Source organism: Roseospirillum parvum, from assembly GCF_900100455.1.
GTDB lineage: Bacteria > Pseudomonadota > Alphaproteobacteria > Rhodospirillales > Rhodospirillaceae > Roseospirillum > Roseospirillum parvum.
Genome location: NZ_FNCV01000001.1, coordinates 483,283 through 497,678, shown reverse-complemented (window position 1 = coordinate 497,678; position 14,396 = coordinate 483,283). Strand labels below are relative to the sequence as shown.

The following is a 14,396-nucleotide window of genomic DNA, read 5'->3' as shown; positions in this document are numbered from 1 at the left end:
TCTCCAAGGGGGGACCCGGCCGCGACACGCATGGCGCCACCGCCGGCCGGTCCCCTCCCGGGCTCGCAACGGTGCACGCCATAGGTCTTGCCAGGCCGTCTCGGGCTGCCCGCACCATGGCCGAAGCCAAGTCTGTTGACGCGGGCCTTCCTGTCTCGGAAGCGGCTACTCCCCTACGGAGCAGCAGTCGGGTACCCTGTCGACCCTCCCCCTGTCAACCCCTGGCCGGCCAGAAGAGCATGGCTTTCGGCTCCAGCCTTGCCATCGAGCCCGAGAAGGAGCATGGTTTGGGTTTACAAAGGGGGCGTCGGCGAAAACCCCTGTTCGACGAGGACCGCCCGTCATGGTCAACCCACATCCGCAGCGCCCGGAACGGCCCGGCGCACCGCCCGCCGGGGCCGCGATCGACGGCGCCGACGGCCCCTTGATCCGCCAGGCCCGCTTCGCCATCGGTCAGGTGGTGCGCCACCGCATCTACCCCTTCCGGGGCGTGGTGGTCGATGTGGACCCCGAGTTTTCCAACACCGACGAGTGGTACGAGTCCATTCCCGCTGACATCCGGCCGGCCAAGGACCAGCCGTTCTACCACCTGCTGGCCGAGAACGCCGAAACCACCTACGAGGCCTACGTCTCCGAGCAGAACCTGCTACCCGAGAAGGACCCCCGGCCGGTCGGCCACCCCGACATCAGCAAGCTGTTCGAAGGGCTGAGGGACGGCCATTACGTGCCGCGCCCCGAGCACCGGGGACATTGATTCCAGGACGTTGATTCCAGGGCGTTGATTCCAGGGCGTTGATTCCAGGGCGTTGATTCAAGCGCATTGGATCAGGCCGGCGGCCGGGCCTTGCCCCCCAGCACCGCCGCCCCCTCATCACGCAGGAAGTCGAGAAAGGCCGAGGCGGTCCCGGGCAGGGCACGCCCCGCCCGGCGCACCGCGAACCACTGGCGGACCAGGGGAAAGCCCGCCACATCCAAGGCCACCAACCGGCCGGCCGCCACCTCGGCGGCGATGCAGTGGGTCGACAGGCAGGCAATGCCCAGCCCGGCCATCACCGCCTGCTTGATCGCCTCGTCCGAGCCCAGCTCCATGAACGGCGGCGGACGCAGCCCCTCGGCCTCGAAGGCCTGCTCCACCGCGCTGCGGGTGCCCGAGCCCAGCTCCCGCTTGAGGATCCGCTCGGCGGCCAGCTCGGCCATCGGCACCTGGGCCCGCCCAACCAGCCGGTGATCGGGCCGGGCCACCGGGACGATCACGTTGTCGAGAAAGGGGTCGGCCGCCACCGGCAGGGCCCCGGGCACCCGACCGGTAATGAACAGGTCGTCCTGCTGCCCGGCCAGACGTTCCAACAAATTGGCCCGGTTGATCACCGACAGCACCGGCCGCACCTTGGGATGGCGCTTGAGGAAGGCGCCCATCAGGTGGGGCATGAAGTACTTGGCGGTGGTCACGGCGGCGACCCGCAAGGGCCCCGCCACGTCGCCACGCAGGCCGTCCAGCGCCGCCTCCAGGCTTTCCATGCGGCCCAGGATGTCGCGCCCGGCGGCCAGCACCTCGTGCCCGGCCGGGGTCGGGCGCAGGGTCCGCCCGACGCTCTCCAGCAGCGGCATGCCGACCTGGGCCTCCAGACGCTTGACCTGGATCGACACCGCCGGCTGGGTCAGGTGCACCTCGGCCGCGGCGCGGGTCACGCTGCCCAGCCGGGCCACCGCCTCGAACAGGCGCAACTGCTGAAGGGTGGCGTGCACGGCGGGGCTCTCCATAAACATTTGTCTATTGTTGGGATAAAAACAATAAACTTCCCGTTATGAACCGGCAAGCCTACCCTGCTCTCCGACACCGCTTCCACACGACCCACCAAGGAGATCAGGGGCCATGGCAGGCAAGACGTACCAAGCCGGCGTGAAGGAATACCGCGAAACCTATTGGGATCCCGACTACACCCCCCGGGACAGCGACTTCCTGGCCGTCTTCAAGGTGGTCCCCCAGGCCGGGGTGCCGCGCGAGGAGGCGGCCGCCGCGGTCTGCGCCGAATCCTCCACCGCCACCTGGACCACCGTGTGGACCGACCTTCTGACCGACCTCGACTACTACAAGGGCCGGGCCTACGCGATCGAGGACGTGCCGGGCGACGACGAGGCCTTCTACGCCTTCATCGCCTACCCCATGGGCCTGTTCGAGGAAGGCTCGGTGGTCAACGTGTTCACCTCGCTGGTCGGCAACGTGTTCGGCTTCAAGGCGGTGCGCTTCCTGCGCCTGGAGGACGTGCGCTTCCCGCTGTGGTTCGTCACCACCTGCGACGGTCCGCCCCACGGCATCCAGGTCGAGCGCGACAAGCTCGACAAGTACGGCCGTGCCCTGCTCGGCTGCACCATCAAGCCCAAACTGGGTCTGTCGGCCAAGAACTACGGCCGGGCGGTCTACGAGGCGCTGCGCGGCGGCCTCGACTTCACCAAGGACGACGAGAACGTCAACTCGCAGCCCTTCATGCGCTGGCGCGACCGCTTCATGTTCTGCCAGGAGGCGATCGAGAAGGCCGAGGCCGAAACCGGCGAGCGCAAGGGGCACTACCTCAACGTCACCGCCCCGACCATGGAGGACATCTACCAGCGCGCCGAGTTCGCCAAGGAGATCGGCACCCCGATCATCATGAGCGACTACCTGACCATCGGCTGGGCGGCCCATGCCAGCCTGTCGCGCTGGTGCCGCAACAACGGCATGCTGCTCCACGTCCACCGCGCCATGCACGCGGTGATGGATCGCAACCCCAAGCACGGCATCAACTTCCGCGTCCTGGCCAAGCTTCTGCGCCTGCTCGGCGGCGACCACCTGCACTCCGGCACCGTGGTCGGCAAGCTGGAAGGCGACCGCGCCGCCACCCTGGGCTGGATCGACCTGCTGCGCGACCGGGTGATCAAGGAGGACCGCTCGCGCGGCATCTTCTTCGAGCAGGACTGGGGCCAGATGCCCAGCGTCTTCCCGGTCGCCTCGGGCGGTATCCACGTCTGGCACATGCCGGCCCTGGTCTCGATCTTCGGCGACGACGCGGTGTTCCAGTTCGGCGGCGGCACCATCGGCCACCCCTGGGGCAACGCCGCCGGCGCCTGCGCCAACCGGGTCGCCCTGGAAGCCTGCACCCAGGCCCGCAACGAGGGCCGCAACCTGGAAAAGGAAGGCAAGGACATCCTGACCGCCGCCGCCGCCCACAGCCCCGAGCTGAAGATGGCCATGGAGACCTGGAAGGAGATCAAGTTCGAGTTCGACACCGTCGACAAGCTCGACGTGGCGCACCGCTGATCGACCCCAGACCTTCCCCGCGAACGGAGCCCCATACCATGAGCATCCAGGACTATCCCTCCCGCCTGTCGGACCCCAACAGCCGGCGCATGGGCACCTTCTCCTACCTGCCCCCGATGACCCCGGAGCAGTTGCGCAGGCAGATCGAGTTCATCGTGGCGCGCGGCTGGACCCCGGCCATCGAGCACAGCGAACCCGAGCACGCCAACAGCAACTACTGGTACATGTGGAAGCTGCCCATGTTCGGCGAAACCGACGTCGACGCGGTGCTCGCCGAGGTCGACGCCTGCCGGGCCGACAACCCCAACCACCACGTGCGGCTGATCGGCTACGACAACGTCCGCCAGACCCAGGGCGCCAGCATGGTGGTCCATCAGGCCCCGATGGACTGACCGGCGCCCCCCAGGCCGGCGGCGCGCCCCCCACTCCCGCGCCGCCGGCCGCCCCCCGCTTGCCGATCACCCCAAGGAGTTCCCCCCAAGGAGTCCCCCATGACCACCCCGGACACCCCCACCGACCCGGCCGCCCCCTACCGCATCACCCGCGAGCCCTACTACCGCCCGGTCGGCAACGAGGTGGAGCTGTTCACCGCCGCCCACGCCCGGCGCATGCCGGTGATGCTGAAAGGCCCCACCGGCTGCGGCAAGACCCGCTTCGTCGAGGCCATGGCCCACAAGCTGGGCCGCCCGCTGATCACCGTGGCCTGCAACGAGGACATGACCGCCTCCGACCTGGTCGGCCGCTTCCTGCTCGACCGCGACGGTACCCGCTGGCAGGACGGCCCGCTGACCACCGCCGCCCGCCTGGGCGCCATCTGCTACCTCGACGAAGTGGTCGAGGCGCGCCAGGACACGGTGGTCGTCATCCACCCGCTGACCGACCACCGCCGCGTCCTGCCGCTGGACAAGAAAGGCGAGCTTTTGCACGCCGACCCGGGGTTCCAACTGGTCATCTCCTACAACCCCGGCTACCAGAGCCTGATGAAGGACCTGAAACCCTCCACCCGGCAACGCTTCGCCGCGCTGGCCTTCGACTACCCCGAAGCCGAGGTGGAAGCCGAAATCATCGCCCGCGAAACCGGCTGCCCACGCGACACCGCCGACAAACTGGTCCAGATCGCCCACCGGGCCCGCAACCTGCGCGGCCACGGCCTGGACGAAGGCATCTCCACCCGCCTTTTGGTCTACGCCGGACAGATGATCGCCGAAGGGGTCAACCCCACCCTGGCCTGCACCATGACCCTGGTCACCCCCCTGACCGACGATCCCGACATGCACGAAACCCTGACCAGCGCCGTCTCCACCTTCTTCACCGACCCATGAGAACCCTCCGCCCATCGCGCGCCTCGGCGCACAGGCAAGGGGGCGCTGCCCCCTTGACCCCCGCCGGGGGAGCCTGGGGCTCCCCCGGACCCCCGCCGCGACTTAAAGCCGGGAAGAGGGGGGTATCCGGGCGCGTGCGCCCGGATACCCCCCTCTTCCCGGCTTTGACTCATGGTGGGGTCTGGGGAGGCCTCGGGCCTCCCCAGCGGGGTTCAAAGGGGCGGCGCCCCTTTGCTTGGGCACCGAGCCGAGCGATGAGCGGAGGTTTCTGATGGATCAGTTGTTTGAGCGGCATCCGGAGTTGGTGGAGGTTTGGTCGGCGGTGTCGGCCGAGGCGGTTCGGGTGATGTCGCCGGCGGCGTATCAGGCTTATGGCGAGGGGGCTTTGGCCTTGTCCGGTCTGGGTCGGGGGGCTGATCCGGTGCGGGCCTATCTGGAGGAGATGCCGGAGGTGGTGCGCGAGGTGGGCGAGGATGTGCTGGGCGACTGCACCGGTGCGGCCTTGAAGTTGTCCTCGATGACCTCGGGCGCGGTGATTGCGTTGTTGCTGGCCAGCCTGCCGACGGCGGCGCGGCGTCTGGGCGACCCCGATCTTGTGCGCGGCTATCTGGCCCTGTTGCATCAGTTGTCGGCCCGGGCGCCGCGCGGTCTTCGACCGATGTTGCAGAACATCGACCATCTTCTGGGCAAGCTGACCCTGTCGGGTCTGCGCCGCTGGGCCGATTTCGGCATTGAGGCCTACCGGCGCGACCACGACAACCTGATGCGCTACTTCGCGCTTCAGAGCGCCGACAGCCAGGCCATGCTGCAACAGGAGCGGCGCGGCACCCTGTTCGTGGACGCCCAGCGGCGGCTGAACTTCTATCTTCGGGCGCTGTGGGGGCGTGATTTCTTCCTGCGCCCCTCGGCCGCCGAGCACAGCGGCTTTTGGCCCTACATCGACGGCCGGGTGGTCCACCTGCCCGATGCCCTGGACGACCGCGACGGGGTGAGCGGTTTTGATCTCTACAAGGCGATGGCGGCCCACATGGCGGCCCATCTGGCCTACACCCGCGCCGCCGTGCCGGGGGGCGATCTGGCCCCGGCCGAGAAGCTGCTGGTTGGGCTGTTCGAGGACGCCCGGGTGGAGTACAAGGCGCGCGCCGAGTTCCCTGGCCTGGGCAAGCTGTGGGGCCGGCTGCTCGCCCTGCCCCGGGGAGAGGCCCCGGCCCACCCCACCCTGCCGCTGCTGGAGGGGCTGGCCCGCGCCCTGGCCGAGCCCGGCCATCCAACCGGTGACGCGGAGCTGGACCGGCTGGCCGCCGAGGCCCGCGCCACCCTGCCGGCGGCCCAGGACGACGCCAAATGGTCGCTCGAGATGGGCCGGCGGCTGTTCGTGTGGCTCACCGAGCAGCGCCGGATGCCCAGCCTGCGCCTGCTGGAAACGCTTGATCTGGCCTACCGCGACGACAACCGGGTGGTCTTCGAGTTCACCCCGCCCTTGGCCGACGAGTCCGACGGCTACGTGCCCGCGCGGCTGCGCCAGCGGCGGCGCACGGTCAGCGTGATGGAGATGGTCAACGAGATCGACTGCGAGCTGGCCGGCGACGACGCCCAGGAAATCTGGCGCCTGGAGACGCCCTTCTGGCTCGACCAGGAGGCGACGACCATCAACGAGCTGGAGGGCACCGAGCCGGTGGTCGGCCCCTTCCACTACGCCGAGTGGGACCATCAGGTGCAGCTCTACCGCCCGGACTGGGTCAGCGTCTACGAACGGCGCCAGCCCAAGGGGCCGCCGGCCGACATCGACGCCCTGCTCGACGCCCACCGCCCGCTGACCCGGCGCATCCAGCACATCATCGACGCCTTGCAGCCGCAGGGGGTGGAGCGCCACCGGGGCCTGGAGGACGGCGACGAGATCGACCTGACGGCGGCGGTCGATGCGATGATCGAGCTGCGCCGGGGCCATCAGCCGGACCCCCGGATCACCCTGCGCCATGTGGTGCGGCGGCGCGATCTGGCGGTGGTGGTGCTGCTCGACCTCTCGCAGTCGACCAACGATGCGCTGCCCGAGACCACCGCCGAGGGGGCCGAGACGGTGCTCGACCTGACCCGTCAGGCGGCCGCCCTGCTGACCACCGCCATCGCCGGCATCGGTGATCCCTTCGCCGTGCACGGCTTTGCCTCGGACAGCCGGCACGATGTGCAGTATGTGCGCTTCAAGGACTTCGCCCACGGCTTCGACGAACCGGTGAAGGCGCGGCTGGCCGGCATGCGGGGCGGCCTGTCGACCCGCATGGGCGCCGCGCTGCGCCACGCCGGGGCGCAGTTGGCCCGCCGCCCGGAGCGGCGCAAACTGATCCTGCTGTTGACCGACGGCGCCCCGGCCGACGTCGACGAGCGCGACCCCCGGCATCTGCGCGAGGACGCCAGGAAGGCGGTGGAGGACCTGCACGGCCAGGGGGTGCAGACCTACTGCCTGACCCTCGATTCCGAGGCCGACCCCTATGTGAAACGCATTTTCGGGGACGGCCGCTATACGGTGATCGACCGCATGGCCCGCCTGCCGGAAACCCTGCCCGGCCTGTTCGCCAGCCTGACCCGGTAAGGCACCGCCGGCCGGCCGGGCACGCGGCTGCAAGGAGGGCAAAAGCCCCCTCGACCTCGGTCATCGGAAGGCGCATAAGGAAAAACGGGTCGCCTCCTAGGGGCGACCTGTCCATCCACGGCCGCCCTGTTGCGGCCTGCCTGTCGCCGCCCGGATACCGCCGCCCTGCCCGAACACGCTGCCCCCTCCCCGCCGCACCCAGCCCGCCCCCTCTCCCCGGCCTCACCCCGCCCGGCCCGGCCGGCTGATCTGGCCGCCCTGCTGGCCCTGGAAAGCGCCAGCTTCGCCGGCGACCGGCTGAGCCGCCGCGCCCTGCGCCATCACCTGCACACCCCGCGCAATCGCCTGCTGGTGATCGACCGGCACGGCCAGCCCGCCGCCTATGCCCTGTTGCTGATGCCCCGGCGGTGGCGCCACGCCCGGCTTTACTCGCTGGCCGTCGATGCCCGGGCCCGCGGCCAGGGCCTGGGGCGTGCCCTGCTGGCGGCGCTGGAAGCCGAGGCGCGGGCCGCCGGCTACCTTGGGGTTCAACTGGAAGTGCGGGCCGACAACGCCGCCGCCCGGGCCCTTTATGCCGGCGCCGGCTACCGGCCCCTCACCTCCCTGCCCGCCTACTACGCCGATGGCGCCGAGGGCTGGCGCCTGCGCAAGGAGTTCACACCAGAGCCATGAAAACCCCGGTCATCCTGGTCGACCGGCCGGCCGACCTGCCGGTGTCCAGCGCCGGCCTGACGGTGCTCGCCACCCGTGACTACATCGCCGATCCGGGCCGCGTCGGCCCCGGGCCGGTGCGGCTGATCAACCTGTCGCGCGACATGGTCTATCTGGGGCTGGGCTACTATGCCTCGCTGCTCGCCGAGGCGCGCGGTCACGCGGTGATCCCCTCGGCGGTGACCATCGTCGGCATGAAGGACCGGGGCCGCGCCTGGACCGCCATCCGCGACGTGGAACGGGTGCTGCTCGACACCCTGCGCCGGCTGAAGGACCCGCCCACCGCCTCGTTCTCCATCGACGTCCATTTCGGCCACACCGACGATGCACGCTTCGCCCGCGTCGCGCGCCAGGCCTTCGACCGCCTGCGCACCCCCATCCAGCGCATCCAGGTGCGGCTCGACCCGACCTGGGGGCCCTATGTCAAGGCGATCCGGCCGCGCACCCTGGCCGACCTCGGCCCGGCCGAGCTGGAGCGCTTCGCCGCCGCCCTGGAGGCCCACACCCGGCGCGCCTGGCGCGACCCGGCCCTGGGTCGTCCGATCGCCTACCGGCTGGCCGTGCTGGTCGATTCCCGCGAGGCCTTTCCGCCCTCCGACGCCAAGGCGCTGGAACGGCTGGAGCGGGCCGGGGAACGCCTCGGTGTCTCGGTGGAGCGCATCGGGGTGCGCGACTACGCCCGGCTGGCCGAGTTCGACGCCCTGTTCATCCGCATGACCACGGCCATCGACAACCCCTCGTTCCGCTTCGCCCGCAAGGCGGCCGACGAAGGCATGCCGGTGATCGACGACCCGCGCTCCATCCTGCGCTGCACCAACAAGGTCTATCTGGCCGAGACCCTGGCCGCCCAGGGCATCGCCACCCCGAAAACCGTGGTCCTCGACCAGACGCGCCTGGCCCGGGCGGCCGACATCCTGGGCTTTCCCATGGTGCTGAAGGTGCCGGACGGCTCGTTCTCGCGCGGCGTGGTCAAGGTGGAGAGCCCGGCCGAGCTGCGCCGCGTGGCCAGGAAGCTGTTCGCCGACAGCGACCTGATCCTGGCCCAGGAGTTCATGCCCACCGAGTTCGACTGGCGGGTCGGGGTGCTCGACGGGGCGCCGCTGTTCGTCGTCAAGTACCACATGGCGCCCAGCCACTGGCAGATCTACCGGCACGGCGACGACGGCCGGGTGACCACCGGCGGCTGGACCACCCTGCCCATCGAGGACGCCCCGCCCGAGGTGATCGCCCCGGCCCTGGCCGCCGCCCGCCTGATGGGCGACGGGTTGTATGGCGTCGACCTCAAGCAGAACGCCGAAGGGGTTTTCGTCATCGAGGTCAACGACAACCCCAGCCTGGAGTCCGGGGTGGAGGACAAGGTGTCGAAGGATCGCCTTTACCGCACCCTGCTGGAAAGCTTCGTCAGGCGCATCGAGACCCGCCCGCCGCCGATCAGCAACGGGACCCGTCCGGGGCTGCGCTGAGTCAGCCAGCCGCCGGCTCGCCGTGGCATTCGAGCAGGATCTTGCCGATGTGCCGGCTGCTTTCCATCAGGGCGTGGGCCTGGGCCGCCTGGGCCAGCGGGAAGGTGGCGTGGATCACCGGGGCCAGCCGCCCCTGATCCAACAGCGGCCAGACCTTGTCCGCCAGCTCGCCGGCGATGGCCGCCTTGGCCTCGGCCGACTGGGGGCGCAGGGTGGAGCCGGTCCAGGTCAGGCGGCGCGTCATCAGGTGGACGAAGTTGGCCGTCACCTTGGGCGAGTCGAGGTAGGCGATCTGCACCAGCCGGCCGTCATCGGCCAGCGCCTTCAGGTTGCGCGGCACGTAGGCCCCGCCGACCATGTCCAGGATGACGTCGACGCCGCGCCCTTGGGTGACCTCGCGGGCCACCGTCTCGAATGCCTCCTCGCGGTAGTTGATCGCCCGCTCGGCGCCCAGGTCCTCGCAGGCCCGGCACTTCTCGGGGCTGCCGGCGGTGACCAGCACGCGCGCCCCGAAGGCCTTGGCAAGCTGGATCGCCGTGGTGCCGATGCCGCTCGAGCCGCCGTGCACCAGCAGGGTCTCCCCGGCGGCCAGCCGGCCGCGCTGGAAAACGTTGCTCCACACCGTGAAGAAGGTCTCCGGCAGGGCCGCCGCCTGGGCCAGCGAGAAGCCCTCGGGCACCGGCAGGCAGTGGCTTTCCACCGCCACCGCATACGCCGCATAGCCACCCGAGATGACCAGCGCGCAGACCGGGGTGCCGAGCGCAAAGCGCGTCGCCCCCGGGCCGGCGGCGACCACCGTGCCGGCCACCTCCAGGCCCAGCACGTCGGTGGCCCCGGGCGGCGGCGGATAGCTGCCCTGGCGCTGCAACACGTCCGGCCGGTTGACCCCGGCGAAGGCGACCCGGATCAGCACCTCGCCCGGCCCGGGTTGGGGCAGCGGACCTTCCGCCGGCACCAGATGGTCCGCCGGGCCGGCCTCGGTCAGGTGGATGAAGGTCATGCGCTCGGGCAGGTCGGACATGTCGGGAGCTCCTGGCGGGGTCAACGGATCGGCGGCAACCGTCGCGGCATCCGGCCGGCGCGTCAAGGCCGGCCAACCCATCAGGATTGACAGGCCGGCGGCCCTCGGCCATGCTTTGTCCGACAAACGGATAATCGGCCTGAAAATGGGCCGCCAGCAGCCGGGGGAGGCGCATGACCAACCAGCACAGCGACGATCCGGGCGGCCTGCGGCCGGGCCCGGTCGAGTCCCACCTGCGCCAGGCCCTGCCCGACCTGGGCAACGGGCCGATGGGCATCGAGAGGATCGGCGGCGGTCAGTCCAACCCCACCTATTTCCTGCGCTTTCCCAAGCGCACGGTGGTCCTGCGCAAGCAGCCGCCGGGCAAGCTTCTGCCCTCGGCCCATGCCGTGGACCGCGAATACCGGGTGATGGCCGCCCTGGCCGGCACCCCGGTGCCGGTGCCCGAGATGCTGCTCTTCTGCGAGGATTCCGGGATCACCGGCACGCCGTTCTACGTGATGGCGCATGTCGAGGGCCGGGTGTTCCACGACAGCGCCCTGCCCGGGCTGTCGGCCGAGGAACGCCGGGCCTGCTACCACGCCATGACCGACACCCTGGCCGCCCTCCACGAGGTCGATGTGGAAGCCGTCGGCCTGGACGATTTCGGCAAGCCCGGCAACTACTTCGAACGTCAGGTGCGGCGCTGGACCCGACAGTACCGGCACGACCAGGAGGAAGCCGGCTCGGACATGCCGGAGGCGGAAACCCTGATCCAGTGGCTGGCCGACAACCAGCCGCCCGACGACGGCGACGGCTGCCTGTGTCATGGCGACTACCGCATCGGCAACCTGATGTTCCACCCCACCCAGCCCAGGGTGGTGGCGGTGCTGGACTGGGAGCTGTCGACCCTCGGCCACCCCATGGGCGATCTGGCCTACACCCTGATGTTCTGGCGCGTCGGGCCAGAGGCCTATGGCGGCATCGGGGGGCTGGATCTGGCCGCCCTCGGCATCCCGCCGGCCGAGGACCATGTGGCCCGCTATTTCGCCGCCCGGGGCCGGCCGCCCAGCCTCAGCCCCTTCCACGAGGTGGTCGCCCTGTTCCGCTTCGCCATGATCCTGGAGGGCATCGCCGCCCGGGCCCGGCGCGGCAACGCGGCCAGCGCCGACGCGGTGGCGGTGGGCGCCAAGGCGCGCGCCTTCGCCCATCAGGCGCTGGCCCTCATCGACTCCCACGGCTGACAGATCAGGAGACTCCCCCCGTGCCCTTTCCCTTCACCGAGCAGGGCCTGGACATGCAGCGCCGGGTCCAGGACTTCATGGACAACCACATCCTGCCCCGCCACCCGGCCTGGGTGGCCCACGTCGAGAAGGGCGAATTCCCGCCGCCCTTCATCGAGGACCTGAAGGGCCTGGCCAAGGCCGAGGGGCTGTGGAACCTGTTCCTGCCGGGCCTGCGCGACGACGAGCCGGGGACCCGGCTGTCCAACCTGGACTACGCCCCGCTGGCCGAGATCATGGGCCGCCTGCCGTGGGCCCCGGAGGTTTTCAACTGCAACGCCCCGGACACCGGCAACATGGAGCTTCTGCACCTGTTCGCCACTCCGGCGCAGTACGAGCAGTGGCTGAAACCCCTGCTCGCCGGCGACATCCGAAGCTGCTTCGCGATGACCGAGCCGGACGTCGCCTCCTCCGACCCGACCAACCTTGAGACCCGCATCCGCCACGACGGCGACCACTACGTCATCTCCGGGCGCAAGTGGTTCACCACCAACGCCGCCGACCCGCGCTGCAAGCTGTGCATCCTGATGGGCATCACCGACCCCGACGGCGAGCCGCACGCCCGCCATTCCATGGTCCTCATCCCCATGGACGCGCCGGGGCTCGAGGTGGTGCGCAACATCCCGATCATGCACCACACCTCGCCCGAGGGGCACTGCGAGGTGGTCTTCCGCGATGTCCGGGTGCCGGCGACCAACCTGCTCGGCAACGAGGGCGAGGGCTTCAAGCTGGCCCAGGCGCGGCTCGGCCCGGGGCGCATCCACCACTGCATGCGCTCCCTCGGCCAGTGCGAGTTGGCCCTTGAGCTGATGTGCGAGCGGGCCCTGGAGCGCCGCACCTTCGGCAAGTACCTGGCCGACCATGGCACCATCCAGGAGTGGATCGCCCTGGCCCGCTGCGACATCGAGCAGGCCCGCCTGCTGGTCCTCAAGGCGGCCTGGCTGATCGACCAGAAGGGCAGCAAGGCGGCGCGCAACGAGGTGGCGATGATCAAGGTGATCGTGCCGCGCCTGCAAACCACCATCCTGGAGCGCGCCATCCAGACCTTCGGCGCCGCCGGCCTGACCCCCGACACCCCGCTCGCCTTCCTGTGGACCTGGGGCCGGGCGCTGCGCATCGTCGACGGGCCCGACGAGGTCCATCTGCGCACCATCGCCCGGCGCGAGATCCGCGCGGCGCGCGAGAACCTGGGCCGCACCATCCCCTACCTGACCCCGCCCGAGGCCTTGAAGGCGCCCGGCCCGGACGGCGCGCGATGACCGCCGGCGCGGTGGTCATCACCGGGGCCGCCGGCGACCTGGGCCGCGCCCTGACCAGGAGCTTCCTGGACCAGGGACGGCGGGTCCACGGCGCCGATCTCAAGCCCTGCCCGGTCGCCGGGGTGATCGACCACCGCCTGGACGTCACCGAGCGGGACGCCGTCTTCGCCCTGGCCCGGCGGGTGGCGGCCGAGGACGGCCTCGCCGCCTGGGTCAACGCCGCCGGGCTGCTCGCCATGACCCCGGTGCGCGAGGCCAGCGAGGCCGACTGGCAGCGCCTGTTGGCGGTCAACCTGAGCGGCACCTGGCACGGCTGCGCGGCGGCCCTGGAAAGCATGATCGCCGCCGGCAGCGGCGGGGTGATCGTCAATCTCGGCTCGTTGTCCGGGCAGCTCGGCTATCCCGGCCTGCACCCGGCCTATGGTGCCTCCAAGGCGGCGGTCCACCAGTTGACCAAGACCTACGCCCTGGAAGGGGCGCGGCACGGGGTGCGGGTCAACGCCGTCGCCCCCTCGGTGCTCGAGGGCAGCATGGGCGACGCCTTCTCCAACGACCAGCGGGCCCGCCTGATCCGCGCCAACCCGCTGGGCCGCCTGGGCACCATGGAGGACGCGGTGGGGGCCATCGCCTTCCTGTGCTCGCCCCAGGCGGCCTACATCACCGGGGCCACGCTGCCGGTCAACGGCGGCTCGTTCATGCCATGACCGCAAGCCCCGCCGACAGCAGCCTGTTCGAGCGCCTGGAGGTCCCCTCGGCCTACCAGATGGTGTTCAAGGCGATCGAGGGCGAGATCGTCGCCGGCCGTCTGCGCGAAGGCGACCGCCTGCCCACCGAGACCGCCCTGGCCGATCAGTTCGGCCTCAACCGCTCGACCGTGCGCGAGGGCATCCGGCTTCTGGAACAGGCCGGGCTGGTGCGCCGCGAGGCCGGCCGGCGGCTGCACGTCAGCCTGCCCCACGCCGCCGAACTGGCGCCCCGGGTGTCGCGGGCCATGGTCATGCAGCGGGTCACCTTCCGCGAGCTGTGGCGCGTCGCCATGGCCCTGGAGCCCGCCGCCGCCGCCGAGGCGGCCCTGGGCGCCGATCCGGCCCACCTGGAGCGCCTGGAGGAAAACCTGGCCGCCACCCTCGCCGCCGCCGAGGCCGGTCAGCCGATCACCCCGTGGGATGTGGAATTCCATACCCTGATCGCCGAGGCGACCGGCAACCGCGCCCTGATCCTCTGCCGCGAGCCCATGTCGCTGCTCTTCTACCCGGCCATCCGGCCGCTGTTCGGCAACCACGCCAAGGGCCACACCGCCGTCCAGCGGCTGATCGCGGCGCACGGCGCCATCCTCACCGCCCTGAAGAGCGGCGACGCGGCCACCGCCGAGGCCTGGATGCGGCGCCACATCGTCGACTTCAAGCGCGGCTACGATGTCCAGGGCCTGGACATGGACGCCGCCGTGGATCGCCGCACCGCCCCCGAGTGAGCACG

General features: G+C 70.7%; 13 protein-coding genes and 1 riboswitch. Of the genes, 11 read left to right on the top strand and 2 right to left on the bottom strand.

Annotated features, from left to right (window positions below; genetic code table 11):
• Positions 1-23: 23 nt before the first annotated feature.
• Positions 24-176, bottom strand: a riboswitch (yybP-ykoY riboswitch).
• A 167-nt stretch (positions 177-343) separates the two neighbouring features.
• Positions 344-754, top strand: coding sequence for a heat shock protein HspQ (gene hspQ, locus BLR95_RS02070; RefSeq protein ID WP_092614606.1), 411 nt, complete (start codon positions 344-346; stop codon positions 752-754).
• Between the two features lie 71 nt (positions 755-825).
• Here hspQ and BLR95_RS02065 read toward each other — a convergent pair whose 3' ends face one another.
• Positions 826-1,761 (bottom strand): LysR family transcriptional regulator, encoded by a 936-nt coding sequence (locus BLR95_RS02065; protein WP_092614604.1) that lies wholly within the window; start codon positions 1,759-1,761, stop codon positions 826-828.
• Positions 1,762-1,873: 112 nt separating this feature from the next.
• On the opposite strand from BLR95_RS02065, the gene BLR95_RS02060 reads away from it, so the two are divergent.
• From BLR95_RS02060 to BLR95_RS02035, 6 genes are all read left to right on the top strand, one after another.
• Entirely contained in the window at positions 1,874-3,295 is a 1,422-nt protein-coding gene (locus tag BLR95_RS02060; RefSeq protein ID WP_092614601.1) for a form I ribulose bisphosphate carboxylase large subunit, read from the top strand.
• A gap of 38 nt (positions 3,296-3,333) precedes the next feature.
• On the top strand, positions 3,334-3,687 hold the full coding sequence (locus BLR95_RS02055; RefSeq protein WP_092614598.1) for a ribulose bisphosphate carboxylase small subunit: 354 nt from the start codon (positions 3,334-3,336) through the stop codon (positions 3,685-3,687).
• 99 nt (positions 3,688-3,786) lie between these two features.
• A complete protein-coding gene (locus BLR95_RS02050; RefSeq protein ID WP_092614596.1) occupies positions 3,787-4,617 on the top strand; it encodes a CbbQ/NirQ/NorQ/GpvN family protein in 831 nt (276 codons plus the stop codon).
• A gap of 271 nt (positions 4,618-4,888) precedes the next feature.
• A complete protein-coding gene (locus BLR95_RS02045; RefSeq protein ID WP_092614593.1) occupies positions 4,889-7,204 on the top strand; it encodes a nitric oxide reductase activation protein NorD in 2,316 nt (771 codons plus the stop codon).
• Positions 7,205-7,333: 129 nt separating this feature from the next.
• Complete coding sequence (locus BLR95_RS02040; protein ID WP_218119450.1) at positions 7,334-7,876, top strand: GNAT family N-acetyltransferase; 543 nt, start codon at positions 7,334-7,336, stop codon at positions 7,874-7,876.
• Positions 7,873-9,378, top strand: coding sequence for a RimK family protein (locus BLR95_RS02035; protein ID WP_092614590.1), 1,506 nt, complete (start codon positions 7,873-7,875; stop codon positions 9,376-9,378). The genes BLR95_RS02040 and BLR95_RS02035 overlap by 4 nt, the downstream gene beginning before the upstream one ends.
• Before the next feature lies 1 nt (position 9,379).
• On the opposite strand, the gene BLR95_RS02030 is transcribed toward BLR95_RS02035, so the two are convergent.
• Positions 9,380-10,399, bottom strand: a complete 1,020-nt coding sequence (locus BLR95_RS02030; protein WP_092614587.1) for an NAD(P)H-quinone oxidoreductase — start codon at positions 10,397-10,399, stop codon at positions 9,380-9,382.
• Between the two features lie 173 nt (positions 10,400-10,572).
• Between BLR95_RS02030 and BLR95_RS02025 the strand changes: the two genes are divergently transcribed.
• Genes BLR95_RS02025 through BLR95_RS02010 form a run of 4 tightly spaced genes read left to right on the top strand, consistent with a single transcriptional unit; the run spans position 10,573 to position 14,391 of the window.
• A complete protein-coding gene (locus tag BLR95_RS02025; protein ID WP_092614585.1) occupies positions 10,573-11,622 on the top strand; it encodes a phosphotransferase family protein in 1,050 nt (349 codons plus the stop codon).
• Between the two features lie 20 nt (positions 11,623-11,642).
• Positions 11,643-12,920, top strand: coding sequence for an acyl-CoA dehydrogenase family protein (locus tag BLR95_RS02020; protein ID WP_176787529.1), 1,278 nt, complete (start codon positions 11,643-11,645; stop codon positions 12,918-12,920).
• Positions 12,917-13,624 carry an SDR family NAD(P)-dependent oxidoreductase gene (locus BLR95_RS02015; RefSeq protein WP_092614582.1) on the top strand — a complete coding sequence of 236 codons (708 nt, stop codon included), beginning with the start codon at positions 12,917-12,919 and terminating at the stop codon, positions 13,622-13,624. The genes BLR95_RS02020 and BLR95_RS02015 overlap by 4 nt, the downstream gene beginning before the upstream one ends.
• Entirely contained in the window at positions 13,621-14,391 is a 771-nt protein-coding gene (locus BLR95_RS02010; protein ID WP_092614579.1) for a FadR/GntR family transcriptional regulator, read from the top strand. Before BLR95_RS02015 ends, BLR95_RS02010 begins: the two co-directional genes overlap by 4 nt.
• Positions 14,392-14,396: the final 5 nt, after the last annotated feature.

What these genes read in the sequence shown, in the direction of transcription:
- BLR95_RS02015 (WP_092614582.1), top strand. Translation starts at nt 12,917, where the DNA reads ATGACCGCCGGCGCGGTGGTCATCACCGGGGCCGCCGGCGACCTGGGC.
- hspQ (WP_092614606.1), top strand. Translation starts at nt 344, where the DNA reads ATGGTCAACCCACATCCGCAGCGCCCGGAACGGCCCGGCGCACCGCCC.
- BLR95_RS02025 (WP_092614585.1), top strand. Translation starts at nt 10,573, where the DNA reads ATGACCAACCAGCACAGCGACGATCCGGGCGGCCTGCGGCCGGGCCCG.
- BLR95_RS02050 (WP_092614596.1), top strand. Translation starts at nt 3,787, where the DNA reads ATGACCACCCCGGACACCCCCACCGACCCGGCCGCCCCCTACCGCATC.
- BLR95_RS02060 (WP_092614601.1), top strand. Translation starts at nt 1,874, where the DNA reads ATGGCAGGCAAGACGTACCAAGCCGGCGTGAAGGAATACCGCGAAACC.
- BLR95_RS02030 (WP_092614587.1), bottom strand. Translation starts at nt 10,399, where the DNA reads ATGTCCGACCTGCCCGAGCGCATGACCTTCATCCACCTGACCGAGGCC.
- BLR95_RS02065 (WP_092614604.1), bottom strand. Translation starts at nt 1,761, where the DNA reads ATGGAGAGCCCCGCCGTGCACGCCACCCTTCAGCAGTTGCGCCTGTTC.
- BLR95_RS02055 (WP_092614598.1), top strand. Translation starts at nt 3,334, where the DNA reads ATGAGCATCCAGGACTATCCCTCCCGCCTGTCGGACCCCAACAGCCGG.
- BLR95_RS02010 (WP_092614579.1), top strand. Translation starts at nt 13,621, where the DNA reads ATGACCGCAAGCCCCGCCGACAGCAGCCTGTTCGAGCGCCTGGAGGTC.
- BLR95_RS02035 (WP_092614590.1), top strand. Translation starts at nt 7,873, where the DNA reads ATGAAAACCCCGGTCATCCTGGTCGACCGGCCGGCCGACCTGCCGGTG.
- BLR95_RS02045 (WP_092614593.1), top strand. Translation starts at nt 4,889, where the DNA reads ATGGATCAGTTGTTTGAGCGGCATCCGGAGTTGGTGGAGGTTTGGTCG.